Source organism: Halorientalis regularis (assembly GCF_023698535.1).
Taxonomy (GTDB): Archaea; Halobacteriota; Halobacteria; order Halobacteriales; family Haloarculaceae; genus Halorientalis; species Halorientalis regularis.
In genome coordinates, this window is record NZ_JALJCL010000003.1 from 199,778 (window position 1) to 225,424 (window position 25,647).

Below are 25,647 nucleotides of genomic sequence, written 5' to 3' on the forward strand. Positions count from 1 at the left end.
CAACTTTCTCTAACTATGAGCCTTGATACGGTCGTAGAGGACATCCGAGACGAAGCCCGCGCGCGTGCGGAGGAAATCATGTCCGAGGCGGAGGCCGAAGCCGAGGAGATCGTCGCCGAGGCCGAACGCGACGCCGAGGAGATCCGCAGCGAGCGCGAGGCAGAGGTAGCATCGACCATCGAACAGGAGCGTGAACAGCGCCTCTCCAGTGCCAAGCTCGAGGCCAAACAGAAGCGTCTCGAAGCGCGCCGGAACGTCCTCGGCGAGGTTCGCGAGGCCGTCGAATCGGAGATCGCCGACATCGAAGGCGACGACCGCGAAGAGCTGACCCACGAACTGCTCGTCGCGGCCACCGAGGAGTTCGACACCGACGACGAACTCGCGGTTCACGGACACGCCGACGACGAGGCGCTGATCGAGTCACTGCTCGACGAGGAAGGGCTGGACGGGTACTTCGCCGGCGAGTCCGACTGCCTCGGCGGCGTCGTCGTCGAGAGCGAGGGCTCGCGGATCCGCGTGAACAACACCTTCGACTCGATCGTCGACGAGGTCTGGGAGGACAACCTCGGCGAGATCAGCGACAGACTGTTCGAGCAATGAGTACGGAACGGACCGCGGGCGGCAGCAACTACGAGTACGTGATCGCGCGAGTCCGCTCGCGCCGCGCCGCGCTGTTCGACGACGACGATTACCGGAAGCTGATCCGGATGGGGCCGGGCGAGATCGCCCGGTTCATGGAGGAAAGCGAGTACGAGAGCGAGATGAACGCCCTGGGTGCGCGCCACTCGGGCGTCGACCTCATCGAGTACGCGCTGAACCGCAACGTCGCCAAACACTTCGACGATCTGTTGCAGTGGGCCAACGGCCAGCTGTACGACTACGTGGCTCGCTACCTCCGGAAGTTCGACGTCTGGAACGTCAAGACGATCATCCGGGGACTGTACGCCGGCACCAACCCCAGCGACGTGGAGACGGACCTCATCCGGGCGGGCGAGTTCGACGACGCCTTCCTGGACCAGTTGCTCAACGCCGGGTCCATCGAGGAACTCGTGGAACTGCTCGAACCGACTCGCTTCGGCGACCCCCTCGCCGAGGCCTACGCGGTCTACGAGGACGAGGGCGTCCTCGTGCCGCTGGAGAACGCCCTCGACCGGGCCTTCTACGAGGACCTGTTGACGGGCCTGTCGGGCGAGCAGTCCCGGGCGATGGAGCTGTACGTCGAGTTCCTCAGCGCGGAAGTCGACTTCCGGAACCTCCGGAACGCCTTCCGGCTGGCCCGCAGTGGTGCGGACCTGGAGCCCTCGGAGTACTACATCGAGGGCGGCAAGCTGTTCGACGCCGACGAGATCCGCCAGCTGGCGCGCAACCGCGACCAGCTCGTCGAGTTCGTCCGGTCGAGCAAGTACGGCGACGACCTCGAGGCGGGGCTGGACACCCTGGAGGCGGCCGACAGCCTCATCGAGTTCGAGCGCGCCCTGGACGCGGCGCTTCTGGAGTACTCGGGGCGGCTGTCCAACCGGTATCCGCTGTCGATCTGCCCGGTCCTGGCGTACGTGCTGGCCAAGGAGCGTGAGGTCGACAACATCCGTGCCATCGCACGCGGCCGGGAGGGCGGCCTCTCCACCGACGAGATCGAGAACGAGCTGGTGATACTATGAGCCAGGAGATCGCTGTCATCGGGAGTCCGGACTTCACGACCGGCTTCCGGCTGGCCGGCGTCCGCAAGTTCGCGGACGTGCCCGAGGACGACAAGGCGGCCGAGCTGGACGACGCAGTGGCGGGGATGCTCACCGACGACGACGTCGGCATCCTGGTGATGCACGAGGACGATCTGGAGCATCTCTCACGAGGCGTCCGTAACGACGTCGAGACCAGCGTCGAACCGGTGCTCGTCACCCTCGGTGGCGAGGGTGCCGGCAGCGGCGGCCTGCGCGAGCAGATCAAACGAGCTATCGGTATCGACCTCATGGAGGAAGACTAACAACGAATGAGTCAAGCGACAGAATCCGACGTCCGCGAAGACGGACAGATCGAGAGCGTAAGCGGTCCCGTCGTGACGGCGACAGACCTCGACGCGAAGATGAACGACGTGGTCTACGTCGGTCACGAGGGACTGATGGGCGAAGTCATCGAGATCGAGGGCAACATCACGACCATCCAGGTCTACGAGGAGACCTCCGCGGTCTCCCCGGGCGAACCCGTCGAGTCGACGGGTGCGCCCCTCAGCGTCGACCTCGGACCGGGCATGCTCGACGCCATCTACGACGGCGTCCAGCGCCCGCTCGACGTGCTCGAAGAGAAGATGGGCAGTGCCTTTCTCGACCGCGGTGTCGACGCCCCCGGGATCGACCTGGAGAAGACCTGGGAGTTCAACCCCGAGGTCTCCGAGGGTGACGAAGTCGGCCCCAACGACGTGGTCGGCATCGTCCCCGAGACGCCCAGCATCGACCACAAGGTGATGGTGCCGCCCGACTACGAGGGCGGCGACGTCGTCGACGTGAAGTCGGGTAACTACACCGTCGAGGACACCATCGTCGAACTCGACAACGGCGAGGAGATCAAGATGCGCCAGGAGTGGCCCGTCCGCTCCCAGCGCCCCGCCGACGAGAAGCAGACGCCGGACACGCCGCTGGTCAGTGGCCAGCGGATCCTCGACGGCCTCTTCCCGCTCGCGAAGGGCGGGACGGCGGCGATTCCCGGCCCCTTCGGCTCGGGCAAGACCGTCACCCAGCACCAGCTCGCCAAGTGGGCCGACGCGGACATCGTCGTCTACGTCGGCTGTGGCGAGCGTGGCAACGAGATGACGGAAGTGATCGAGGACTTCCCGGAACTGGAGGACCCGACGACCGGGAACGCGCTGATGGACCGGACCTGCCTCATCGCGAACACCTCGAACATGCCCGTCGCCGCCCGCGAGTCCTGCGTGTACACGGGGATCACCATCGCGGAGTACTTCCGCGACATGGGCTACGACGTGGCGCTGATGGCCGACTCCACCTCGCGGTGGGCGGAAGCCATGCGGGAGATTTCCTCGCGGTTGGAGGAGATGCCCGGTGAGGAGGGCTACCCGGCCTACCTCGCCGCGCGCCTCAGCGAATTCTACGAGCGGGCCGGTTACTTCCAGAACATCAACGGCACCGAGGGCTCCGTGAGCGTCATCGGAGCCGTCTCGCCGCCGGGCGGGGACTTCTCGGAGCCGGTGACCCAGAACACGCTGCGTATCGTCAAGACGTTCTGGGCGCTGGACGCCGACCTCGCCGAGCGCCGGCACTTCCCGGCGATCAACTGGAACGAGTCCTACTCGCTGTATCGCGACCAGCTCGACCCGTGGTTCGAGGACAACGTCGCGGCCGACTGGGCCGACCAGCGCCAGTGGGCCATCGACACGCTGGACGAGGAGGACGAACTCCAGGAGATCGTCCAACTCGTCGGGAAGGACGCCCTGCCGGAAGACCAGCAGCTCACGCTGGAAGTCGCACGCTACCTGCGTGAAGCCTGGCTCCAGCAGGATGCCTTCCACGACGTCGACACCTACTGCGAACCAGAGAAGACCTACGCCATCCTCGGTGCCATCAAGACCTTCAACGACGAGGCCTTCGAGGCACTGGAGGCGGGCGTGCCGGTCGAGGAGATCACGGCCGTCGACGCCATCTCCCAGCTCAACCGTATCGGCGTGCAAGAGGAGTGGGAGGAGTACGTCGCGGAACTGGAAGACGACATTGCCGAGCAGATCAGGGGGCTCTACTAATGCAGAAAGAATACCAGACCATCACGGAGATCAGCGGTCCGCTGGTGTACGCCGAAGTAGACGAGCCCGTCGGCTACGACGAGATCGTCGAGATCGAGACCCCGGACGGCGACACCCGCCGCGGCCAGGTGCTCGAATCGACGAGCGACTTCGTCGCCATCCAGGTGTTCGAGGGAACCGAAGGAATCGACCGGAACTCTTCGGTGCGGTTCCTCGGTGAGACCCTGCAGATGAAGCTGACGGAGGACCTGCTCGGACGGGTCCTCTCGGGCTCGGGCGAACCCATCGACGGCGGACCCGAAATCGAACCGGACGAGGAACGACCGATCGTCGGCGAGGCGATCAACCCCTACTCCCGGGAGTACCCCGAGGAGTTCATCCAGACCGGCGTCTCCGCCATCGACGGCATGAACACGCTGGTCCGGGGCCAGAAGCTGCCGATCTTCTCGGGATCGGGGCTACCCCACAACGACCTCGCACTCCAGATCGCCCGGCAGGCGACCGTCCCGGAGGAAGAGGAGGGCGAGGACGACGAGGGCTCGGAGTTCGCAGTGATCTTCGGCGCGATGGGGATCACCCAGGAGGAGGCCAACGAGTTCATGGACGACTTCGAGCGCACCGGGGCGCTGGAACGCTCGGTCGTCTTCATGAACCTCGCGGACGACCCCGCAGTCGAGCGGACGGTCACGCCGCGACTCGCGCTCACCACCGCCGAGTACCTGGCCTTCGAGAAGGACTACCACGTCCTGGTCATCCTGACGGACATGACCAACTACTGTGAGGCACTGCGCGAGATCGGTGCCGCACGGGAGGAGGTCCCGGGTCGCCGTGGCTACCCCGGGTACATGTACACGGACCTGGCCCAGCTCTACGAGCGGGCCGGTCGTATCGAGGGCAAGGAGGGGTCGGTGACCCAGATCCCGATCCTCACGATGCCCGGCGACGACGACACCCACCCGATCCCGGACCTGACGGGCTACATCACGGAGGGCCAGATCTACGTCGACCGTGACCTGAACAGTCAGGGGATCGAACCGCCGATCTACGTCCTGCCCAGCCTCTCGCGGCTGATGGACGACGGGATCGGCGAGGGCCTGACTCGGAAGGACCACGCCGACGTGTCCGACCAGATGTACGCCGCGTACGCGGAAGGTGAGGACCTCCGTGACCTCGTGAACATCGTCGGTCGCGAGGCCCTCTCGGAACGTGACAACAAGTATCTCGACTTCGCGGACGACTTCGAGACGGAGTTCGTCCAGCAGGGCTTCCGGACCAACCGCTCCATCGACGAGACCCTCGACCTGGGCTGGGAACTGCTCTCCCAGCTCCCCAAGGAGGAGCTCAACCGTATCGACGAGGAGCTCATCGAGGAGAAGTACGTCGAAGACGAGGGCGAGACGGTCGAAGCCGAGGAGTAACGCCGCCTTTTCCTTTCGCTGTCGGTCCCGAGTCGCAGCTACAGCTCCGACGAGCCGGCGTCGTCCCCGAGCGAACGGGCGCGGTACTGCGTGACGGCGTAGAACCCGGCGGCGTAGATGCCGACCGAGAACACGCCGGCGGCGAAGATGCCGACCGAGAAGATGCCGGTCGAGAGGACGCCGCCGCTGAAGTTCCCCGCCGCGAGGTAGCCGATTGCGCTGTCGCCGGCCGCGAGAACCTCGAAGCCGGCGAGCGTTTCGACGCCGGCCACGGTCAGTCCCAGTGCGATCACCAGGAGGCCGACGGCGACGAGTCCGGTCACGTCTCCCCAGTCGATGTCCATACGCCCACTTTTCGCTGCCGGATCTTGTAATCTGGTAGGAATTCTCACTCGGTGAGAAGGTCCGGCCGTGTGGTCGGGACCGAAGTGAGAGGACGGTACGGATGGTTCTGTAAAGAGTTAACCGCCTGGGCCGGTAACCGTCGCCCAATGGCTAAGGACGTCAAACCGACCCGGAAGAACCTCATGGCGATCGAGGACCGGATCGAGCTCTCCGAGCGGGGCCACGACACGCTGGAGAAAAAGCGCGACGGCCTCATCATGGAGTTCATGGACATCCTGGATCAGGCCCAGGACGTGCGGTCGGACCTCAACGAGAACTACGACGATGCGCAGCGCAAGATCAACATGGCCCGTGCGATGGAGGGTGACGTGGCCGTGCGGGGCGCGGCCGCCGCGCTGAAGGAACACCCGGAACTGACCACCGAATCGAAGAACATCATGGGCGTGGTCGTCCCCCAGATCGAATCCTCGAAAGTCAAGAAGAGCCTCGACGAGCGGGGCTACGGCGTGCTGGGCACCAGCGCGCGCATCGACGAGGCCGCCGAGGCCTACGAGGAACTGCTGGAGACGATCATCCTCGCGGCGGAGGTCGAGACGGCGATGAAGAAGATGCTCGACGAGATCGAGACCACCAAGCGCCGCGTCAACGCCCTGGAGTTCAAGCTCCTGCCCGAGCTCAAGGAAAACCAGGAGTACATCGAGCAGAAACTCGAAGAACAGGAGCGTGAGGAGATCTTCCGGATGAAGAAGATCAAGGCCAAAAAGGAAGAGGAGGAGAAAGCCGAGCGGGAAGCCGCCGAGCAGGAAGCCGAGGACGCCGAGGCCGTCACGGCGGACGACTAGACACCGGCTCGGAGCCGACGGCCGTCGCGGGATAGCCTTTTCCGGTGGCCGCTCGTTTTGTGTGTATGAACTGTCCACACTGTCAGACGCCGCTGTTGCGGTTCCCGGTGGCCGACGAGTGGCGGCCACACCTCCCGGAGGACTCGCCGGGGGCGGCGATCTGTCCGACCTGTCTCACGCTGGAACCGGACCCCGATCCGCCGTCGACGACGCCGGATTTCGGGGAGATCGGCGAGCCGTTCCCGGAGGGCGAGGCCGCAGTCCCGATGGCCGTGGCAATCGGCCTGCTGGATTCGCTGGCGCTCAACCGTGCCGAGATCTCCGAGCTGTTCGCCGCGGTCGAGGAAGCCGGGACCGATCCACTGCTGGTGCTGGACCGACTCGCGACGACGGGGGGCGTCGACAGCCGCGTCGACCTCCAGGGGCGGCGACAGCAACTGGAGCAGTTGCTGGAGTAGCCGATCAGTTCGAGTTCCCCGGGGGTCCGATCGGTTTCCACGTCAGGATAGTCCTGCCGTACTCACGGTCGAGTCGGTCACTGCGTCGGTGCTCACGTTGCCGAAGACGAAGCGGGCACCCGGCGCGGACTCGTCGAGTTCGACGGTCCAGCCGTGTGACTCGGCCATCGTCTCGACGATGCTGAGTCCGAGTCCGGTCCCGTCGTCGGTGGTCGTGTATCCGTACTCGAAGAGGTTGCCGACGTGTTCCTCGGGGATGCCCGGGCCGTCGTCCGCGACGTAGAACCCGTCGTCGGTCACGCCGACCGTGACCGTCACCGAACTGGACTCGGGGTCGGCCAAACCGTGTTCGACACTGTTGCGGAGCAGGTTCTCGAAGGTCGTCAGGAGCTTGCTCCGGTCGGCCTGGAGCCGGCGAGTGTCGGCGACGGCGAGGGTCGCGTCGTCGGTATCGACGTTGGCCCAGGCGTCGCGTGCGACGGCGTCGAGCGCGACCGGTTCGGTCTCCTCGACGGTCTTGCCCTCGCGAGCGATGGTCAGAATATCCGAGATGATGTCGGTCATCCGGTCGTGGGTGCCGTGGATCTTGTCGGTGTACTCCGTGGCCCGCTGGGCGGCCTCGGGGTCGGTGATCTCCGCCTCGGCGATGTCTTGCAGGCGCTCCGCGTACCCGTCGGCGACGTTGATCGGGTTCCGGAGGTCGTGGGAGATGGTCGAGGCGACCTTGTCGAGTTGCTCCTTCTGCTTGCGGAGTTGCCAGCGGGATCGTTCCAGTTGCGTCACGTCCCGGAGGAGCAGCGAGAGCCAGTCGCGGCCGTCCCCGGCGTCGCCGACGCGGGAGATGGTGACGGAGTAGTGTCGCTCCTGCCCGTCGACGGCGAGGGTGAGGCGCTCGGGCGAGTCCAGGTCCGGGTCGTCGACATCGACCGCGGCGGCCAGGTCGGGACAGGCCGTCCCGAGGGGCTGACCGACGGCTGAGTCGATATCGGGCCAGAGAGTCTCACTGGCAGTATTGTAGTCGACGACGCGCCGCTGGTCGTCGAGGACGACGACCGGGTCCCGGAGGTTCTCGACGACGGCGGTCCGAGCGACCGGCTTGACGTCGAGCAGGTCGAACCGGAACAGCGCGACGGTCGTACAGACCGAGAACGCGAGCATCCCCCACATCTCGTGTCGGTACCCCGGCGCCGACGGGAGCAGGCCGACCGACGCGGCGACGTACAGGAGGACCGACGGGACGAGGCCGAGGACGAGGAGGAGGAGCTGGGTCCCCGATCCCGCCCCGGTCGAGAGCAGGTGCTTCGAGAGCACGTACACGCTGTACCACCAGAGGATGGCCAGTGGCGTCCCGAGGAGTGGCTCCGCGAGACCGTTCTGGACCCCGAGGTACCGGACCGGCTCGGTGTACAGCGTCGCCTCCACGACGACGAGGTCGTGTAACGGGGACGTCAGGATGAGTGCGATGTAGGCGACGACGGTCACGACCAGAACCGCCCGCCAGTGGCGACGGCGGTGGAAGTCGGTGCCAGTGTACCGTGCGACGAACACGGCAAAAGCCGGGATACTGAAGACCACCTCAGCCGACGCGATGTGATAGAACACGCTCGCGACCGCCTTCCCGGGCGCGACCGACTGCAGGAGCGTGAACAGCGACTGGCCCCCGATGAGCAGCAGCATCGCCGCGAACCACTTCGCACCCCGCTGGTCCCAGTGGGTCCGGTAGATCCACGCCGAAATGGCGCTATTGAATATGAAAATCATGGCAGGAATACCGATATAGAGAAGGGGAGCCACAGATCGGAAGGCTGCCACAGAATACAGATGAGGCCCGAGTTTCTTTTACCCTTCCCCTGTATTTCAGTTGATGATTCTGTCGGGGTCGTGACGGGTGGTCTCGGTGGCCGGTCGACCGGGGCCACCAGGAGAACGGTCTCGTAGCCCGGAGTCGTTCGCTCAGATCCCGGTGTCGTACCGGAGGATGCCGGCGACGCCACCGAAGGCGTTCAGGAGCTGTTCGCCCTTCTCGAAGTCGGTGGAGATGAACTTCGTCTCGGTGCCCCGCTGGTCGGCGATCTGCATGAGGTGGTCGATGAGGTCCTCGCGCTCGGCGTCGTCGGCGGCGACGGTCTCGCCACAGCGCGAACAGTCGTGGTCGGGGGTGTCCTCGCGACGGTCGACGATCTCGCGTTCCTCGTGGTCGTTGGGGCACTCATAAGAGACCACGTCCCGGCGCATGTCCTCGGAGATGAGCAGGCGGTCGACCGCGCCCATGACGAGGTTCTCGCGGGTAGCCTCGAACCCGTAGGTGGCGAGGTCGCCGTCGTGGAGTTCCTTGAAGAACTCCTCCATCTCCGATTTGTCCTGCATCACCTCGTACTCGTCCAGGATATCCTGGGCGGCGTCGACCAGATCGTAGAGGCCGGACTCGTCGGTGTAGGACACGTCGAACTTCCCCAGGACCAGGTCCCCGAGTTCGTGGTGGAGGTAGTCGCCGTCGAGGAACTCGTCTTTGGTCGGGGAGGGACCGCCCACGAGGATGCCGTCCATCTCGTGACGCTGGTCGACGAACAGGTCGTCGGCCATACCGGCGACCTCCTGGTAGAAGTTGTCGATGGCTTCCAGGCGCAGGCGGGCGAACCGCTGTGCCGACTGGCCACCTTTGCGCTGTTTGCCCGGCACGAGCGAGGTGGCCGACTTGACGGGCTCGACGCGTTTGCCCTTCAGCCAGCCGACGTTCGCCTCCCGTCGGTCCAGCACGATCAGGCCGAACAGCCCCTTGTCGCCGAGCATCTCCTCCAGTGGCTCGGTGAGAAAGTCCGAATCGCAGTGATAGCGGAACGACTCGATGGGCTGGGGCGGCGACTCCAGGACCTTGGTGATCATCTCGGTGCGGCCGCCGCCGGAGTCGATGGCACCGGAGAAGATTACCATGCCGTTCTCTGGCGGATAGGTGTCGTAGTAGCGCAGGCGGTCCTTGATCGAGGTCAGCGCGTCCTGGACGGCGGTCCGGGTCTGTTTCGACTTGATGTTCGAGGCTTCGCTGTGTTCCTGGGTGACGTGTTCGACGACGGAACTGATCCGGCGATCCTCGGGGATGTAGATCGTCACGAGCTGGGTCCCCGACCCCTCGTACTCCTTGAGGTCCTCGATGACTTTCTGGAACTCGTATTTTTGTTTGTCCGTCTGATCCTGCTCGGAGCTACTCATTACCTCCGTATAGCCGAATGGGCGGTAAGTAACTGTTGACCGGGCGGCCAGTCGCGGGAGTTCGTCACATACCTTCACATGATCACGTATTGAAATGGACCGTGGCGCTTTTCAACCATTGCGGGCGTGTGTTCATCTAGCAATCGTCCGGGTGTCGGTGGCGGCGGTTCCGTTGTCCCGGGCGGGGCGCAGTCGGAGACGAGGGAGAAAGCCCGTCAGACGCACGGGTTTATATGTTTCCCTTGTCTGTACCAAGTTAACAGGAAGTATGACGGGATACGTCTACACAATCGCAGGCGGGAAGGGCGGCGTCGGGAAGACCACGACGGCGATCAACGTCGCCGTGTCGCTCCAGGACGCCGGCCACGATGTCGTCGTGGTCGACGCCGATCTGGGGATGGCCAACCTCGGGGCGATGCTCGACGTGGACCACGAGCCGAGCCTTCACCAGGTGCTCGCCGGCAAGGCGGCCGTCAGCGACGCGATCATCGAGGGCCCCGGTGGGATCACCGTGGTCCCCGGTGAGCGCAATCTGGAGGCGTTCGCCGACGCCGACCCCGCGAAACTCCGGAAAGTCGTGAAAGCACTTTCGACGGCCTACGAGATCGTCCTCATCGACACCGGGGCCGGGTTGAGCCACGAGACGACCGTCCCGCTGGGACTGGCCGACGGTGTCTTGCTCGTCACCACCGCCGACGAGGTCGCCATCGGCGACACGATCAAGACCGCACAGCTGGCCGAACGGATCGACGGCGACGTGGTCGGTGCGGTGCTGACCCGGGCCGACGACGACACCAACGTCTCGGAGGTCGCCGACAAACTCGACATGGAGATGCTCGCGGTCGTCCCCGAGGATCAGGACGCGACCCGGGACGAGCCGCTGATCATCAACGGTCCGGACAGCTACGCCGCCGAGGCCTACCGCCGACTCGCCTCCACGCTCGAAGAGATCTACGAGGCAAACACCGAGGGCGGCGTCACGCCCGAACAGGAGTTCGAGCCGAGCGCGACGACCGACACCGACGAGGAGTCACCCGAGGAGAGCGAGAGCAGCGACGGCGAGGACGACGACGAAGACGACGAAGAAGGCGTGTTCGGCCTGTTCAACTGACCAGTCGCGTCCGTCCTCCCCGTCAGGACCGCGCGCCCGTTCTTTCGAAACGGTACATCTAAACCGTCCCTCCTGCCACGTCTCGGTATGGCAGACGACTCGATCCGACTGAGCTGGGTGCTGATCTTCCTGCTGTTGGCTCTCGGTCTCGGTCTCGCGGCGATCCAGTTCGCCGGGGGATCCATCCTTCCGACCCTGCTCCCGGTGTAGTCACATCGACTCGGGCGCAGCGACACCGAGCACACCCAGGGCGTTCCCCACAGTGTGGCGTGCAGCGGCCACCAGCGCGAGCCGTGCGTCCTGTGTCTCGGCGTCGGCATCGAGCACCGGGCACTCCCGGTAGAAGGCGTTGAACGCCTCGGCGAACTCCCGGGTGTACGTCGCGACGACGTGTGGATGGTGGTCGTCGGCGGCCGCCTCGATCACCGCCGGGAACCGTGCGATGGTCGCGAGCAACTGGCGTGCCTCCGGCGTGTCCAGCGCGTCGGCGTCCAGGTCGGTCGGGTCGGGGACCTCGTGGCCCGCCTCGCCGGCTTCCCCGAGGATGCCGCAGGCGCGCGCGTGAACGTACTGGACGTACGGCGCGGACTGGGCCTCGAAGTCCAGCGCCCGGTCCCACTCGAAGGTGATGGCCTTGGCGGGCTGTTTCGAGACGATGTCGTACCGGACCGCGCCGATGCCGACCTGGTGGGCGATCCGTTCCACGTCCTCGTGATCGAGGTCGTCGTTGCGGAGGCGATCCTCCAGACGATCCTCGACTTCCTCGCGGGCGCGGTCGATGGCCTCGTCGAGCAGGTCGTCCAGGTCGATCCCCGTCCCCTCGCGGGTACTCATCTTCCCCTCCGGGAGGTTGACGTACGAATAGAGGACCTGATCGAGCTGGTCGGTCTCGTGGCCGAGCAGGTCGAGGGTGGTCCGGACCTGCTGGGCCTGGAGCTTGTGGTCCTCGCCCAGCACGGTCACGGCGCGGTCGTAGTTGTCGAACTTCCACTCGTGGTGGGCCAGGTCCCGCGTGGCGTAGAGGCTGGTCCCGTCCGAGCGCAGGAAGACAAGGTTCTTCTCGATGTCGGGGAGGTCGAGTTGCCAGGCCTCGTCCTCGTAGACCGCCTCGTCGAGATCCTGAAGCCGGTCGACCAGGTCGTCGGTCGCGCCGCTGCGCATGAACCGCGTCTCCTTGATGAACTCGTCGAACTCGGCGGGGAGGCGGGCCAGACACTCCTGCATCCCGCTCAGGACTGTGTCGACGACCTCGCTGACGCGCTCGTAGGTCGCCTCGTCGCCGGCCTCCAGCCCCTGCATGATCGACTGGATCTCGGCTTCGGCCGCCTCGACCTCGGCCTCGGGGGCCTCGTCGAGGAAGGCGTTGCCCCGGCGGTAGTACCGGACCATGTCGTACTCGGCGCGGTCGCGTTCCGGTTCGGGGAGCTCCGACTCGTCGAACGTCTCGTAAGCCCAGGTGAACACGGCCATCTGGCGGCCGGCGTCGTTGACGTAGTAGTGCCGGTCCACGTCGTACCCGGCGAAATCGAGGACGTTCGCCAGCGCATCGCCGATGATTGGGTTGCGCGCCCGGCCGACGTGGACCGGCCCGGTCGGGTTGGCGCTGGTGTGTTCGACGGCTACCGAGGTCCCCTTCGGGTCGAGCCGGCCGTACTCGTCGTCCTGGGCGGCTTCGAGCGTCGCCGCGAAGTAGGCGTCGCTGGGCAGGAAGTTGCAGTAGGGGCCCTGGGTGGTCACGTCGCCGACGTACTCGTAGTCAGCGGGGTCGATCTCCGCGGCGATGTCGGTGGCCACCTCGGGCGGGGCGGCACCGACCTCGCCGGCCAGTCGGAAGGCGACGCTGGATGCGAGGATCGCGTCCACGTCGTCCGGTGGCTCCTCGATCCCGAGGTCGTCGGTGGGGAGGTCGAGGGCGTCGAGTGCGCCCTCGATGGCGGCTTCGACCTCCCGGCGCGCGGCAAGGAACATACCCACCCGTTTTCGAGCGCCGGGTATAGGCGTAACGAGTCGGAGTCGACCGTGGTGGAGCGCCGCGGACGGAACCGAACGGCCCCGGGTCGCGGGGTCGCCGCGTCAGCCGGTCGACTGGATGTCGGCGGCGATTCGCTCGCCCACACCGACGTCGGGGACCTGGTAGTTGCAGTGGCTGTCGATCTCGTCGGTCACGTCCACGTCGACCCAGTTCTCCGGCGGGGAGCCCGTCGAGAACCACCCGCCACAGTCGATACCGCTACAGCCGATCCCGTCACGGAAGGTCTGGAGGTCGTAGAACACGCAAATGGTGTTGTCCTCCTCGGAGTGGTAGTTGTAGACGTTCTCGGCGGTCGCCTCGACGGCGTCGGCGTCGAAGGCCGCGTCGTCGTCGGCGCAGATCTGATCGTTGTCGACCGACGCGCCGAACAGCGACACCGACGCCACGGGCACGTCGCCGTCGAGGTCGTCGAGCGTCGCTAGCGGCGGCCGGCCGCCCAGCGACAGCCCCGCCAGCCTGATCGTCGTGTCGGGGTTGCGCTCGTGATACTCTCGAAGAAACTCGGCGAAGCGCCGGCCATCGCGGTCGGCGTTGTCCTCGCCGGTCGAGAACAGCGTCGTCTCCGCTTCCCACTGCACGGTGACCACCGGCCGGTCGTAGCCGTTCGACCGAAGCGTCTGCTGGAGTGTATACCCCTGATCGTCCCCGATCTGGCCCTCGCTGGTCCAGCCGATGAAGTAGAACACGACCTCGTCGGGACGCTCCGGCAGGTTCCGGGTCGTCGGCTCGGACTGCCGCACGTCCACCCGCGGGAAGGCCGCGGGCGCGCTCTCCCAGACGGTCGCGCAGTTCGAGAGTTCGAGCGGCGTCGGGTCGGCAGCGGCCGGCTGGGTGGCACCGACCCCCAGCGCGCCCGCGCCAGCCAGCGTCCCGGTCGCACGAAGTATCGACCGCCGACGCAGGTCTGTTAGTTCGTCGTCACTACTGCCCGTCGTTCGTTCATCCCCCATAGCGATTTTATTTACGGAATTAGCAGGCTTGTATTCATATCTTCATACGTTAAGTTATTTATTAGGGGCGAGTCCTCTCGGTTCGGAACGACTCACGCCACGAGTGAAACGAGCGGGGCTCAAAACCGTTCACCAGAGGTTCTCGGCGTCGCCCGGGACCGCCGGGGTCTGTGGTCGACGGCTGTCCGTCGCGGCTTCGAGGCGGGCGAGGCCGTCCTCCACGCTGTGGTGATCGCCATCGAGCCAGCAGGGATAGACGCCCGTGAGACGGCCGCTCCGTCTGATCGTGAGACAGACCACCGGGAACACGATATCGCGTTCGTCGCCGTCCCGGGAACCGTCGGTCGGACCGGCCGCCTCGATGGAGTCGAGCGTCTCGTGTTCCTGGAAGAACGGGTGGAGGCGGCCGCCCGCCTCGTCGACGGCGGCCTGTAACTCCTCGTAGATGGCGACCGCTTCGACCGCCGTGGTCCCCTCGGCGGCGGGCACCCGGACGCGGTCGCTCCAGTGACCGGTCCGGAGAGTCGTCTCGTCGGCCCCGTCGACGGCCGTCTCCAGTCGTTCGGTGAGACGTTGCTGTCGGCGTCGTGCGACCGACGACGGGTCCGAGCGGCGTCGTAGCGTCACCGTCATCGGCCCGTCCGGAATCCGTGAGGCGACTTCGGATTTGCGTGCAGTCATGGTCTCCGGCCCTCCGTCACGGTAGCTCCGACGATCCAGTCACCCACTCAGAGATTCTCCGGGTCACCCGGCTCCGTCGCGAGCGCTTCGAGCCCGTCCTCTACGCTGTGGTGGTCACCGTCTTTCCAGCAGGGGTAGAGCCCTGTGAGGTCGCCGTCCCGGCGGACGGTCAGACAGACCACCGGGAACACGATGACCCGATCCGTGGGCGGCCCCGCCGAGAGCAGGCCGCCGACGGCCTCCCGGGTCTCGAAGAACGGTTCCAGACGCGCGTTCGCGCGCTCGGCGGCGGTCTCGAACTCCGCGTACAGCTCGACCGGTCCCTGTCCGCTCTCGTCACCCTCGGAGGGGACGGTCACCTTCGAACTCCAGCGCTCGACCCGAAGCTCGGGGACGACGCCGTCCGAGGCGAGCGACCGCAACCGGTCCAGTACGGTCCGTTGCCGCCGCGTGGCGGCCGCCGGTGCCGAGGCCCGCAGGTGCAGCGTCACCGTATAGTCGGCCTCGACCGCCGTCTCCGGTTCTGACTCGGTGGTGCGGTCGGTCTCTGCCTGCTCGCCGCCGCGTTCGTTCACGACGTTAGTAGCCATACACAGTCTTTGGGAAATAACACTAATAGTCTTTACCCACAACAGTCGTAGATTTCCGTAGACTTTTCTGCCGTGTTTGTATTACTAGTCAGAGTTTTTGGAGACGGATGCGGATCGTGGATTGGGGGCGTCGAACCGACGTGACACCCGGATGCTTTTGCCCGCGCACCCGAAACGTGGGGGCAACATGAGCGACTCAGAGTCCGGGAGCGGGGGCCCAAAGCAGGTGTCGAATCCAGATTACCACAGCGAGAACCACACCGCGGCTCAGACCTGCGGGTGGACCAAGAACGCGCTCCGTGGGGAGGGGAAATGTTACAAAAACATATTTTACGGGATAGAATCCCACAGATGTATCCAGATGACTCCGGTCGTGAAGTGCAACGAGCGGTGTGTCTTCTGCTGGCGGGACCACCAGGGTCACGCCTACGAGATGGACGAGGTCGAGTGGGACGACCCCGAGGCCGTCGTCGACGCCAGCATCGAACTCCAGACGAAACTCCTCAGCGGCTTCGGCGGGAACGATGAGGTGCCCCGCGAGATGTTCGAGGAGGCGATGGAGCCCCGCCACGTGGCGATTTCCCTCGACGGCGAACCGACGCTCTACCCCTATCTGCCGGAACTCATCGAGGCCTTCCACGATCGGGACATCACGACCTTCCTCGTCTCGAACGGCACTCGCCCGGAAGTGCTGGCCGAGTGTGACCCGACCCAGTTGTACGTCAGCGTCGACGCCGCCGACCGGGCGACCTTCGATGAAACTGTGAAGGCCGTCGAGGACGACGCCTGGAAGCGGTTGATCGACACGCTGGACGTGCTGGCCGGGAAAGATGAGACCCGGACGGTCCTGCGGACGACGTGCATCCAGGGGCTGAACATGCACCATCCCGAGTGGTACGCCTCGATGTTCCAGCGGGCCGACCCGGACTTCGTGGAGTTGAAAGCGTACATGCACGTCGGCCACTCCCGTGGCCGGCTGGACCGGGACTCGATGCCCGACCACGAGCGCGTCGTCGAGTTCGCCGAAGACGTGATGGAACACATGCCCCACGACGTGCTCAAGCAGGTGCCGGCCTCCCGGGTCGCCCTGCTCGCCGAGGACCGGAACACCCTCGTCCCGAAACTGCAGAAGGACAGCGACTTCTGGGAGTAGGGGGACGCGAGTGCAACGAGCGTCCCGGACTGGCGAGCGGGGAGGCACGACCCGCGAGCCGCGGGAATCGACGATCTCCCCGAGAGGAGCGCTTTTGCATCGACACCCCGAGGTCAGGGCATGGAAATCGCCATCCTGCTATTCGAGGGCTTCGACGGACTGGACGCCATCGGCCCGTTCGAGGTGTTCGAGAACGCCGCGAACGCCGGGGCCGACTGCAGGACGACGCTTCCTTCCCTCGAAGGCAGAAGTCCGATAACGGCGAGTCACGGGCTCGAGGTCGGGGTGGACGGGCCACTGGCCGAGACGGGCCCGGACCTGCTCGTGGTTCCCGGCGGTGGCTGGACCGACCGGGAGGGTCCGGGTGCGTACCGGGAGGCCGAACGGGGGTCGATTCCCGAGGCCATCGCCGCCCACCGCGAACGCGGGGGCTCGGTCGCCGGAGTCTGTACCGGTGGGATGTTGCTCGCCCGGGCGGGCGTCCTCGACGGTCGGCCGGCGGTCACGCACGCGAGCGCGCTGGCGGACCTCCGAGCGACCGAGGCCGCGGTGGTCGACGCCCGGGTAGGCGACGACGGCGACGTGCTGACCGCGGGTGGCGTCACCTCGGGACTGGATCTGGCCGTCCACCTCGTCGAGCGCGAGTTCGGAGCCGAGGTCGCGGCGGCCGTCCGGACCGAGATGGAGTACGGGCCACGGGCTGCGGTCCACACGGCCTGACCCGAACGCCTTCGGAACGACGGCTTTAGGTTGGTGGTCCCAAACACCGAGTCAGGAAACACTGTTTCCGTTTCTCTGCGTTCCAAAGTCGTTACGCATCCCACATTCGTTACGCTTATCCCCGAGACTGCCCAACGATGAGACATGGCACAGGCGAGCGAGGGGACGGTCGGATACGACGAGCTGGCGACGCTGAAGCTGCTGGCGCTCGAGGGCGCACTGGAGGGCCAGGAGAAGGTGTCGTGTTCGGCGCTGGCCGACGACCTCGACGCGTCGAACCAGACGGCCTCCCGCCGACTCCAGCGCCTCGACGACGCCGGGTACGTCGAGCGGGAGATTGTCAGCGATGGGCAGTGGATCGAGATCACCGGCGAGGGCGAGTCGGCCCTCCGTCGCGAGTACGCCGACTACCGACGGATCTTCGAGCGCGACGCGGCCATCGAACTCCAGGGCTTCGTCACCAGCGGAATGGGCGAGGGTCGCCACTACATCTCGCTGCCGGGCTACATGGAGCAGTTCATCGAGAAGCTGGGCTACGAACCCTTCGCGGGGACGCTGAACGTCGACCTCACCGACGAGAGCGTCCGCGCCCGCGCCGGGATGGCGTCGCTGGAACCGGTCACCATCGAGGGCTGGGAGGACGACGAACGCACCTACGGCCCCGCGTTCTGTTACCCCGCGAGCGTCGAGGTGGGCGACTCGATCTACGAACCGGCCCACGTCATCGCACCCGAGCGGACACACCACGACGAGGACCAGCTGGAAGTGATCGCCCCGGAGAAACTCCGCGAAGCGATCGGACTCGAAGACGACGACAAGGTCACGATCAATGTCACGGAGCGATAAGATGCACACCGAATCCCGGACCGGCGTCGAGGCGGCCCTGGCGGCCTTCCGTGAGGGCGACCCCATCCTGATCCACGACGCCGCCGACCGCGAAGGCGAGACCGATCTGGTGTATCCCGCGGCCGCCGTCACGCCCGAGGCCGTCGCCCGCATGCGCAACGACGCGGGCGGGCTGGTCTGCACGGCGTTGAGCGACGAGGTCGCCGAGGCCTTCGATCTCCCCTTCCTGCAAGAGGTCATCGACCACCCCGTCGCGGCCGACCACGACCTCGACTACGACGAGCGCTCGTCGTTCTCGCTGACGGTGAATCACCGGGACACGTTCACCGGAATCACCGACGAAGACCGGGCGCTGACCATCACGGAACTCGCCCGGGCCGCCAGCGACCCCGAGACGGCCCAGTTCGCCGAGGAGTTCCGCGCCCCGGGCCACGTCCACCTGTTGCGCGCCGCGCCGGACCTGCTGGCGGATCGTCTCGGCCACACCGAGCTGGGCGTCGCACTGGCGGCGGCCACCGACCAGTCGCCCGCCGTCGTCGTCTGTGAGATGCTCGACGACGAGAGCGGCGAAGCGCTCCCGCCCGCGGCCGCCCGCGCCTACGGCGAGCGCAACGACATCCCCTACGTCGAAGGCAGCGAGATCGTCGACCGCCTTCGCTGACCGCTGTTTTCCGGTACGTTCCCCGCGCGTCCCGGTTTTCGATGTCCCCGGTGTGGTTCATCCCGATAAACCAGTAATCGCGATATAGAACTTGCCGTCGTGGAAGTTGAGACTACAGCGGGTATAGCAGGTCTGTAATGCGTGGTATCGGCCAAATCGAAAAGGAGAGTTCGACGGCCTCGTGATCGTCGTGCTGGAACCGTGTTTCCGCGACGAGGCGAACATCCGGTTCTGCTCCGGGCAGCGACGTGCGATCGAACAACGGGCTCGACTCGTCGGTGGGCCAGTCGGCGGGGGACAGCTGGGCGATCTGCCGGAAGACAGTACGACGAGATTTACGTGTCGGGGCCACGGCGGGATGGTGGCGGTGACACGCTCAAGTAGTCGTCTGACTGCTCAGTGCAGAGACTATAGTCAGCACAGCGGCTTCAGTTGTACCAGACCAGTTCTCTTGAATCAACTGCTCACCGTGGGTCCGGAGTGGCTACTCGATCTCTAACTGACTACTTCCGCCACTCTCATCACCGCCGTTCTCGTCCCATTCGAGTTCGAACTCGATACTTCGTTCAGTCATGTTGCCAGCTGGCCCTTCGCGTTCAGCTTTGACTTCGAAGGTCGGTCGGGCAGGCGGAGTCAGCGTTACAGACTCGGTGCCTGCTTCCAGGGTGATAGCGTTGCTGTTGTCGAGATTGTCCGCGACTTTCCGGAGGTACGATGCAATCTCTTCTCGACTCTGGTCGCTCTCTGATTTGAACAGGACTTCCTCAGGCATACAGAAGATGGTACACAGCCTGCACGAATAAATGCGCCCACCGTATGGAGTAGAGAGGACCGGCCAGTGTGTTCGCATCTGTTGGGCCATCCTCCTTTCATGCTGCCTGTTACTGTAATCGCGACACACCCGAATGCTATTCAGATTCGCGTCTGAACACCACTGTAACCCGTATGGAAGACGATCTCAACATCGGCATCCTGTGTCAAAAGAGCAAGCCGGTATTCAGGGACGTGGCCGAGCGTCTTCGGAATAGTGGCTTTCAGGTTCGATTCTTTCATCCCGAATCACCTCTTTCACCGGAACAGGTCAATGACTTCTCATTGGTTGTTAACAAGAAGACACTCCCGAGTGCATTCCCCGCTCTCAGGCATGCTCGACGGACAGGGACAATGCTGTGGAACAACTTTCAGGCGGTGGTTTTGTTCAGTTCACGGCTCGTCGGCCTGCGAGCGCTGTCGGAGGTGGGATTTCTCACACCCAAAGTCACCTTCGAGAAACCCGGTGGCGAGTACGTCGCTAAGGGCTACTACATCTGGAACGACGAACCCGAACTCAACGGTGAGGGAGATTTCTACCAGGAACTGATTCCGACGGAACCGGTCGATTACAAGTATTATGCCGTCAACGACGGGTCACAAATACACGTTACAGGGCGTCGCGTCACCTCGAAGCTCTATGGGGAGAAGCAGTTCATCGGCCAGATAGAGATCAAGCCAGCACTTGCAGCGTCGCTCCGAGAGCTCGTTGAACGATTTGACCTTCGGGGTGTCGGGGTTGATCTGGTCAAAGATGGCGACGACCAGTATTGGGCTGTCGACGTCAACCTCGCAGCGGGATACCGAGACACTGGACTAGAGCCGGCTCTCACCGACTCGATTATTGAGCGTCTGCCAAGCGAGTAAGGAGAAGTAACCGCGACGTCTGGATAGCGTCCACTCTGTTGAGTTACTGGGCGAAATTGCAACCCATTGTGGCTTTCAGCGGAACAGTTTGACGACCTTCGGACCGCGTTTTTCCGGATTCTGTTTCGAGTTCTCCGATACGTACGAGTACGTGAGAAGTCACGATAACCGAAGGTAGAGATTCTCTGCCCGGAGGAATCACTCACCGTTGCTAGGTCAGAAATGCGCTGCATGAGACCGGTTGATGAGTCATTTCAGTTTTCTTCCGAGCAACAATTCCAACGCGTATGCATTGAGAGCCCCAGTCTCAACTTCACGGTGCGGCAGGCAAAGACGGTCCGTTGCGAGTGTACTTCAGCGAACCGGGCAACGTCGTCGGAGCACTCGACGCGACCGCAGGCGAGCAGGCGTGGTCGACCAGACTCGGTCCCGAAGAGAACACGATAACACCGGCACCGGTCGTCGGTGATCTCACGGGTGACGGTACCGCCGAGCTGGTGTCGGTCACGAACGGCGGTACCGTCACGGTTCTGAGTCCCGACTCGGGAAGCCAGCTGGCGGTCTATCGACGTGACGTGCCGGTCTGGACGTTCCCGACGGTCGCGGACGTGACCGAGGACCCTGGCGCGGAAGTGTTCGTGATCTACGGCGACGGCCGGATCACGTCGCTAGATTACACGGAGGAATCGTGACAGTACAAGCCGACGGGGACAGGTGGACAGCTCTGGATGGGGCGCGATGATTCAATGGCATCCACTCCACGTCGGTACCGCTACCGGTCCGTCGTTGCCATCCATAACGATACTTACTGTTGCGGCTGCCGCAACTGCCCTATTGCTCGGCGTAGCACTCGCTGCATTCTTGCAACGGCGTTCCCGGTCATATCTGTTGATCGGCGGCGCGTTCGCTGCGCTGTTCACCCGATCTGCTGTAGCAGCTTTGTCGACGATGGGATATTTATCGCCGGCGAGTCATCACTTGCTAGAACACGGGCTCGACGTGGTGTTGGTCGCGCTCGTCGTCGCAGCGGTCTATTTAGCGCGATCGGATGATCGCACGCCAGAGTACGAATCGTAATATACGAGATGACGAATGTGGTTGGGTTGAACTCAACAGAAGACAAACAACAGTTCTCTCCTCCGAGGTTGTGGAGTTCGACGATCTTCCGAGACCCGGATCGTGTCGCCACTCGGACGCACCGCTACCGGTCGCACGGCCATCGTGTCACTTTTTCGCGCAGAGCCCCTCGTGTGGATATGAATCAAACGGCGATTTTGCACGCGACAGCCGCAGTGATAGCCGGCGGCGGGTTTCTCGTTTCGGAACGACTTCTCAAATTCGGGCTGTTCGGCCTGGCGGGTCTCCTCTTCGTCGCCGGTATCGTGGTCGCCCGACGGGGCGACGGGGGCTCCGATCCCATCGACGGCGCCTGAGCGCGACCGTCGGCGACACCTCGTTCGGTACCGTCTGTGATCTAGGCGTCCCGGAGTTGCAGGAGCGTCCGCTCTTTACCGTGGCTCTCGAGCATCACGTCCGCCTGCGCACGCAGCCAGTCGGGGACGCCGGCGACGTGTTCGGCGTGGTCCTGTGGGCGTGCTTCCGGCTCACCGTGGAGCCGTGCGGGCTCGGAGTAGTGAGCGATCGGTCGGACGCCGTCCCAGGTGTCGCGGGCAAGCGCGAAGCCCTCGCGATAGGTGGTTCCGCGATCAGTGAACGAGTGGTGGTGATAGTCGAAGGTGACCGGGATGCCGACTCTGTCGGCCACCTGGTCGACGAGTTCCTCGACGCTCCACAGCGATTGCGTGTCGTCGTTTTCGACGACGAGCCGCTCGCGGGCACGCGGGGGGAGGTCGTCGACGACACGACAGAACCGCTCGCCGGTGGCAGCCTTGTCGCCGTAGTGGGCACCGATGTGGACGTTGATCGCGTGCCGGGGCGAACGTGGGAGTCCCAGCAGGTCCAGCCACCGACCGTGATGCGCGACCGACTCGACCGAACGCTCGACGGTCTCCTCGGACTCGCTTGCCAGCTTGCACCAGTGGCTCGGATGGAACGTGAGGCGCATGTCGTTGTTCCTGACGAGATTGCCACACCGTTGCGCGATGCTTCGAACCCGCTCGTAGTTGGGGAGGTCCGTGAGTTGGAACTGTGAGTTCCACGGGATCAGCTTCGAACTACAGCGATAGAACCGGATGTCGTGGTCGAGATTCCACTCGAGGATGCGTTCGAGGTCGGCGACGTTTCGCTCTGCGAGCGTGGCCGCGTATTCGATGCCCGCCGACTCCCAGGTGGACTTGTGCATGTCGCGGTTGCACCGACGCGGTGGGTCCCGGTCCCGAAGCGTGTGGTTCATCGCCGCGTACCCGAGCATGGCCGCCAGTACGAGCGCCGTCTGGATAGCTCCCCGGATCGCCACCGATCGTCACTGCCGGGCTCTCCGACGGTGCAGGCCAATCACCCACTGACGGCTCCGGGGATGGCCGACACCCCGTGTCACAGGGGACAGCCGGCGTCGAGGGTAGCGCCACAAGATGCATTTGCGAGCAGCGTCTTTCGAAACCAATGCGGGTTCTCGTTGTGGGTGCGACCGGATTCGTCGGCAGCCGACTCGTCGAGGCGCTGGTCGAGGCGGAGCACGAGGTCGTGGCTTTCTCCAGGAGTGCCACGCCGTCGGACTTCCCGGACGGGGTCGAGGTGTTCAACGGCGACTTGGCTGAGCCGGCGTCACTCGAGGGCCTGTGTGAGGATATCGACGTGGCGTACTACCTGATCCACTCGTTGACGGCCGAGAACTTTGCCGATCTGGATCGGACGTACGCTCGACGGTTCCGTGAGCGGGCCTCGGCGGCCGGCGTCGACAGGGTGGTGTATCTGAGCGGTATCAGCGGCGACGAGCGTGACCTGTCGCCACATCTGGCCTCTCGCCGGGAGGTGGAGTCGGTCCTGGAATCCGGGAAGTTCGACCTCACCGTCCTGCGGGCGGCGATCATCATCGGGGCGGGGAGCTCCAGTTTCCGTATCGTCGACGACCTCACCGACAGGCTCCCGCTGATGACGGTCCCGAAGTGGGTTCGGACGCCGTGTCAGCCCATCGGCGTCGACGACGCCGTCGAGTACCTCGTCGACGTGCTCGACGCCCCGGAGACCCGCGGCGGCATCTACGACATCGGCGCAGAGACCGAGTGTACCTACGAGTCCCTGCTCAAGATGACCGCCGAGCAGAAAGGCAAGCGAATCCGCATCATCCCCGTTCCAGTCGTGTCGCCGGAGCTCTCTTCGCACTGGCTCCGGCTGACGACGGACGTCAAGTACGCCATCGCGCGGCCGCTCGTCGAGAGTATGCGCAACCCGGTGACGGTCGACCCGGAGCGGGACTTGCAGAACGTCGTTCCCATCGAACGGACGCCGGTCGAAGAGGCGATCCGGCGGGCACTCGCCAGGTGATGAGCGGCGGTCGTCACCGTCGGCCCCGATGTCCGGTGCTGCCTCGGCGCTCGATACGCCCAGATCGGATGCGTGGCTGTTCGGTCACGCCTCGTGGACTGCCACGTCTGTGAGGGAGATGGTGACGGCTGTCCCGCCGAGGTCGCTCTCGTCGAACGAGAGCGTCCCGCCCATGCTCTGGACGGCCCAGTTGGTCCCCCAGAGGCCAAGGCTACTGGCGTGTTCGAAAGGTGTCTCACCGCCGGCCTCGATCACCGCCCGTTCCGACTCCGGAATCCCCGGGCCGTCGTCCGCGACGAGAAGACGGATATCCGCCCCCGTCTGCTCCGCACGAACCACGACGCGTGGGGACTCCCCGTCGTTGTGTTCGACCGCGTTCTCGACGAGGTGGTCGACCACGTACCGGCACCGTTCGGGGTCGATCTGTATGCGCACGTCGGGGGCAGTGACGGTCACGTCGGCGGTCACACCAGCCGTTGCGTCGGCGACGACATCTTCGAGAAGCGGGCGTACCCTGACCTCGGTTCGGTCGGCCGCGGACCGCTCCATGAGGTCCTGGACCCGCCGTGCCTCCTCGCTCAGTTCGCTCAGCCTGTCTACGCCGTCGACCGCCGGGGCGAGGTCGGCCTCCTCCGCGTGCGCCCGAATCACGTCCAGTTCGTTCCTGACGTTGTGACGGAGAATGCGATTGAGCACCGCCAGTCGCTGGCGCCGGATCTCGCGGTCCGTCACGTCGATCAACATGACGGTGTATCCGAACGTCTCCCCGTACTCGTCGACGAGCGGCGAGACGCTCGGTTCGAACTGTCTGCGGCCCGCCGTCGTCCGGCAGGTGATGGTGCTGTGCTCGGTCAGTGACGTCACCGAGTGGTCCGTGACATCGGCCAGCGTCTGTGCGCCGCCGAACATTCGCTCGGCCGGTTCGTTGACTCGGACCACCCGTGCCCCGTCGTCGAGGACGAAAATCGCCTCGTCGGTCTCTGTCAGTGCCGCCCGCTCACCCAGTCGCCGGGTCGCGGGGACGCGCGTCACCACATCGTAGCGAGTGACCCCCAGCGCGAGGCCAGCGGCGACAATCAAAAACGTGCTCCCGCTCAGCACGTCGTTCAGCAGCGGCGTCGCGGGGCGGGTCGTCTGCACGGTAAAAACGAACCCGGCCATCGGTACCACGACGAGGAGACTCTGCACGGTCGACAGTCGGTCGTGACGATACGTAGCGACGACGACGCCCCCGATCAGGGCGAACACGAGCGTCAGGAGCGCGAGTGTGACCACCGACTGTGCCGTGTTGAGCGTCTGGAGCGTCTCGGTACCGACCAGCGAGGTCGTGATCCACCCCTCCCGTATCAGCCGTCCGAAAACGTTTATCGCGACGAGGAGCGTCACGACAAGCGCTCCCGCGAACACCCGTCCGAGCGTGACGTACCGCCCGATCCCGATGTACCGTGCTGCGAACGTCATCCACGGAACGGTCAGAAGGAGGATCGCAGACCCCAGCCGTATGTTCCCGAGCGGCGTCGCCGCGTGCAGCCCAGCGTACCCGATCCCGAGGAGCGACACCACCGCGGCGAGGACGACGAACGGCCTGGCGAGTCCGGTGCGGGCATCACCGTGCCGGAGTCGTCGGTACACAGTCACCCCCACTACCCCGGCGACACCGCCACTCACCGCTGGAATACCGACCCTGAACAGCGCCCACGGACCGAGTTGAATCACGTTATCGTGTTGGGTGGCTTCAGTGTCAAATCGGTTGTGGACCGACCG

At 65.0% G+C, this 25,647-nt stretch carries 28 protein-coding genes; 18 read left to right on the top strand and 10 right to left on the bottom strand.

Going from position 1 to position 25,647, the window contains the following annotated elements; genetic code table 11:
- The first annotated feature begins 15 nt into the window (after window positions 1-15).
- From MU521_RS05075 to MU521_RS05095, 5 genes are read left to right on the top strand one after another with little or no spacing between them, the layout of a single operon-like run.
- Window positions 16-600: a V-type ATP synthase subunit E gene (locus MU521_RS05075; protein ID WP_092687851.1), complete on the top strand. Its 585-nt coding sequence runs from the start codon at window positions 16-18 to the stop codon at window positions 598-600.
- On the top strand, window positions 597-1,658 hold the full coding sequence (locus tag MU521_RS05080; RefSeq protein WP_092687848.1) for a V-type ATP synthase subunit C: 1,062 nt from the start codon (window positions 597-599) through the stop codon (window positions 1,656-1,658). Before MU521_RS05075 ends, MU521_RS05080 begins: the two co-directional genes overlap by 4 nt.
- Window positions 1,655-1,981 carry a V-type ATP synthase subunit F gene (locus MU521_RS05085; protein WP_092687845.1) on the top strand — a complete coding sequence of 109 codons (327 nt, stop codon included), beginning with the start codon at window positions 1,655-1,657 and terminating at the stop codon, window positions 1,979-1,981. The genes MU521_RS05080 and MU521_RS05085 overlap by 4 nt, the downstream gene beginning before the upstream one ends.
- 6 nt (window positions 1,982-1,987) lie before the next feature.
- Window positions 1,988-3,748, top strand: a complete 1,761-nt coding sequence (locus MU521_RS05090; RefSeq protein WP_092687842.1) for an ATP synthase subunit A — start codon at window positions 1,988-1,990, stop codon at window positions 3,746-3,748.
- On the top strand, window positions 3,748-5,166 hold the full coding sequence (locus tag MU521_RS05095; protein ID WP_092687839.1) for an ATP synthase subunit B: 1,419 nt from the start codon (window positions 3,748-3,750) through the stop codon (window positions 5,164-5,166). The genes MU521_RS05090 and MU521_RS05095 overlap by 1 nt, the downstream gene beginning before the upstream one ends.
- Before the next feature lie 38 nt (window positions 5,167-5,204).
- On the opposite strand, the gene MU521_RS05100 is transcribed toward MU521_RS05095, so the two are convergent.
- Window positions 5,205-5,510, bottom strand: coding sequence for a hypothetical protein (locus MU521_RS05100; RefSeq protein ID WP_092687836.1), 306 nt, complete (start codon window positions 5,508-5,510; stop codon window positions 5,205-5,207).
- A 147-nt stretch (window positions 5,511-5,657) separates the two neighbouring features.
- Here MU521_RS05100 and MU521_RS05105 point away from each other — a divergent pair, with 147 nt between their 5' ends.
- The gene (locus MU521_RS05105; protein WP_092687833.1) at window positions 5,658-6,353 is read left to right on the top strand and encodes a V-type ATP synthase subunit D; all 696 of its coding nucleotides are present in this window, start codon (window positions 5,658-5,660) and stop codon (window positions 6,351-6,353) included.
- Window positions 6,354-6,418: 65 nt separating this feature from the next.
- Entirely contained in the window at window positions 6,419-6,811 is a 393-nt protein-coding gene (locus MU521_RS05110) for a DUF6276 family protein (protein ID WP_092687829.1), read from the top strand.
- A 42-nt stretch (window positions 6,812-6,853) separates the two neighbouring features.
- On the opposite strand, the gene MU521_RS05115 is transcribed toward MU521_RS05110, so the two are convergent.
- Complete coding sequence (locus tag MU521_RS05115) at window positions 6,854-8,572, bottom strand: ATP-binding protein (RefSeq protein ID WP_092687826.1); 1,719 nt, start codon at window positions 8,570-8,572, stop codon at window positions 6,854-6,856.
- Between the two features lie 192 nt (window positions 8,573-8,764).
- The gene (gene prf1 / locus MU521_RS05120; protein ID WP_092687823.1) at window positions 8,765-10,018 is read right to left on the bottom strand and encodes a peptide chain release factor aRF-1; all 1,254 of its coding nucleotides are present in this window, start codon (window positions 10,016-10,018) and stop codon (window positions 8,765-8,767) included.
- Window positions 10,019-10,286: 268 nt separating this feature from the next.
- On the opposite strand from prf1, the gene MU521_RS05125 reads away from it, so the two are divergent.
- The gene (locus tag MU521_RS05125; protein WP_092687820.1) at window positions 10,287-11,129 is read left to right on the top strand and encodes a MinD/ParA family ATP-binding protein; all 843 of its coding nucleotides are present in this window, start codon (window positions 10,287-10,289) and stop codon (window positions 11,127-11,129) included.
- Between the two features lie 87 nt (window positions 11,130-11,216).
- Entirely contained in the window at window positions 11,217-11,339 is a 123-nt protein-coding gene (locus tag MU521_RS21420) for a hypothetical protein (RefSeq protein ID WP_281186987.1), read from the top strand.
- Here the strand turns inward: MU521_RS21420 and argS are convergent, their stop codons facing one another.
- The 4 genes from argS to MU521_RS05145 all read right to left on the bottom strand — a co-directional run bounded on the left by argS (window position 11,340) and on the right by MU521_RS05145 (window position 15,382).
- Window positions 11,340-13,097, bottom strand: coding sequence for an arginine--tRNA ligase (gene argS / locus MU521_RS05130; protein WP_092687817.1), 1,758 nt, complete (start codon window positions 13,095-13,097; stop codon window positions 11,340-11,342). It lies immediately after the preceding gene.
- Window positions 13,098-13,202: 105 nt separating this feature from the next.
- Window positions 13,203-14,111, bottom strand: a complete 909-nt coding sequence (locus tag MU521_RS05135; RefSeq protein WP_092687813.1) for a hypothetical protein — start codon at window positions 14,109-14,111, stop codon at window positions 13,203-13,205.
- Between the two features lie 129 nt (window positions 14,112-14,240).
- A complete protein-coding gene (locus MU521_RS05140) occupies window positions 14,241-14,792 on the bottom strand; it encodes an HTH domain-containing protein (RefSeq protein ID WP_139171049.1) in 552 nt (183 codons plus the stop codon).
- 47 nt (window positions 14,793-14,839) lie between these two features.
- Window positions 14,840-15,382 (bottom strand): HTH domain-containing protein, encoded by a 543-nt coding sequence (locus MU521_RS05145; RefSeq protein WP_092687807.1) that lies wholly within the window; start codon window positions 15,380-15,382, stop codon window positions 14,840-14,842.
- A gap of 187 nt (window positions 15,383-15,569) precedes the next feature.
- Here MU521_RS05145 and twy1 point away from each other — a divergent pair, with 187 nt between their 5' ends.
- The 4 genes from twy1 (at window position 15,570) to ribB (ending at window position 18,762) form a co-directional block, all read left to right on the top strand.
- On the top strand, window positions 15,570-16,535 hold the full coding sequence (twy1, locus tag MU521_RS05150) for a 4-demethylwyosine synthase TYW1 (RefSeq protein ID WP_175452762.1): 966 nt from the start codon (window positions 15,570-15,572) through the stop codon (window positions 16,533-16,535).
- A 120-nt stretch (window positions 16,536-16,655) separates the two neighbouring features.
- Window positions 16,656-17,255, top strand: a complete 600-nt coding sequence (locus MU521_RS05155; protein WP_092687801.1) for a DJ-1/PfpI family protein — start codon at window positions 16,656-16,658, stop codon at window positions 17,253-17,255.
- Between the two features lie 144 nt (window positions 17,256-17,399).
- Window positions 17,400-18,101 (top strand): DUF120 domain-containing protein, encoded by a 702-nt coding sequence (locus MU521_RS05160; RefSeq protein ID WP_092687798.1) that lies wholly within the window; start codon window positions 17,400-17,402, stop codon window positions 18,099-18,101.
- Window positions 18,085-18,762 carry a 3,4-dihydroxy-2-butanone-4-phosphate synthase gene (ribB, locus tag MU521_RS05165; RefSeq protein ID WP_092687795.1) on the top strand — a complete coding sequence of 226 codons (678 nt, stop codon included), beginning with the start codon at window positions 18,085-18,087 and terminating at the stop codon, window positions 18,760-18,762. Before MU521_RS05160 ends, ribB begins: the two co-directional genes overlap by 17 nt.
- Before the next feature lie 484 nt (window positions 18,763-19,246).
- Here ribB and MU521_RS05170 read toward each other — a convergent pair whose 3' ends face one another.
- Window positions 19,247-19,534 (bottom strand): amphi-Trp domain-containing protein, encoded by a 288-nt coding sequence (locus MU521_RS05170; protein ID WP_092687789.1) that lies wholly within the window; start codon window positions 19,532-19,534, stop codon window positions 19,247-19,249.
- A 173-nt stretch (window positions 19,535-19,707) separates the two neighbouring features.
- Here MU521_RS05170 and MU521_RS05175 point away from each other — a divergent pair, with 173 nt between their 5' ends.
- From MU521_RS05175 to MU521_RS05185, 4 genes are all read left to right on the top strand, one after another.
- Complete coding sequence (locus tag MU521_RS05175; RefSeq protein WP_245681135.1) at window positions 19,708-20,439, top strand: ATP-grasp domain-containing protein; 732 nt, start codon at window positions 19,708-19,710, stop codon at window positions 20,437-20,439.
- A 347-nt stretch (window positions 20,440-20,786) separates the two neighbouring features.
- Window positions 20,787-21,131: a PQQ-binding-like beta-propeller repeat protein gene (locus tag MU521_RS05180; protein ID WP_092687787.1), complete on the top strand. Its 345-nt coding sequence runs from the start codon at window positions 20,787-20,789 to the stop codon at window positions 21,129-21,131.
- 46 nt (window positions 21,132-21,177) lie between these two features.
- Entirely contained in the window at window positions 21,178-21,516 is a 339-nt protein-coding gene (locus MU521_RS21805; protein ID WP_092687784.1) for a DUF7471 family protein, read from the top strand.
- A 179-nt stretch (window positions 21,517-21,695) separates the two neighbouring features.
- Entirely contained in the window at window positions 21,696-21,872 is a 177-nt protein-coding gene (locus MU521_RS05185) for a hypothetical protein (protein WP_175452761.1), read from the top strand.
- Window positions 21,873-21,913: 41 nt separating this feature from the next.
- Here the strand turns inward: MU521_RS05185 and uvsE are convergent, their stop codons facing one another.
- Entirely contained in the window at window positions 21,914-22,810 is an 897-nt protein-coding gene (gene uvsE / locus MU521_RS05190; protein ID WP_092687781.1) for a UV DNA damage repair endonuclease UvsE, read from the bottom strand.
- A gap of 191 nt (window positions 22,811-23,001) precedes the next feature.
- On the opposite strand from uvsE, the gene MU521_RS05195 reads away from it, so the two are divergent.
- Window positions 23,002-23,883, top strand: coding sequence for an NAD(P)H-binding protein (locus MU521_RS05195; protein WP_092687778.1), 882 nt, complete (start codon window positions 23,002-23,004; stop codon window positions 23,881-23,883).
- Window positions 23,884-23,967: 84 nt separating this feature from the next.
- Here the strand turns inward: MU521_RS05195 and MU521_RS05200 are convergent, their stop codons facing one another.
- The gene (locus MU521_RS05200) at window positions 23,968-25,515 is read right to left on the bottom strand and encodes an ATP-binding protein (RefSeq protein ID WP_139171047.1); all 1,548 of its coding nucleotides are present in this window, start codon (window positions 25,513-25,515) and stop codon (window positions 23,968-23,970) included.
- Window positions 25,516-25,647 lie beyond the last annotated feature (132 nt).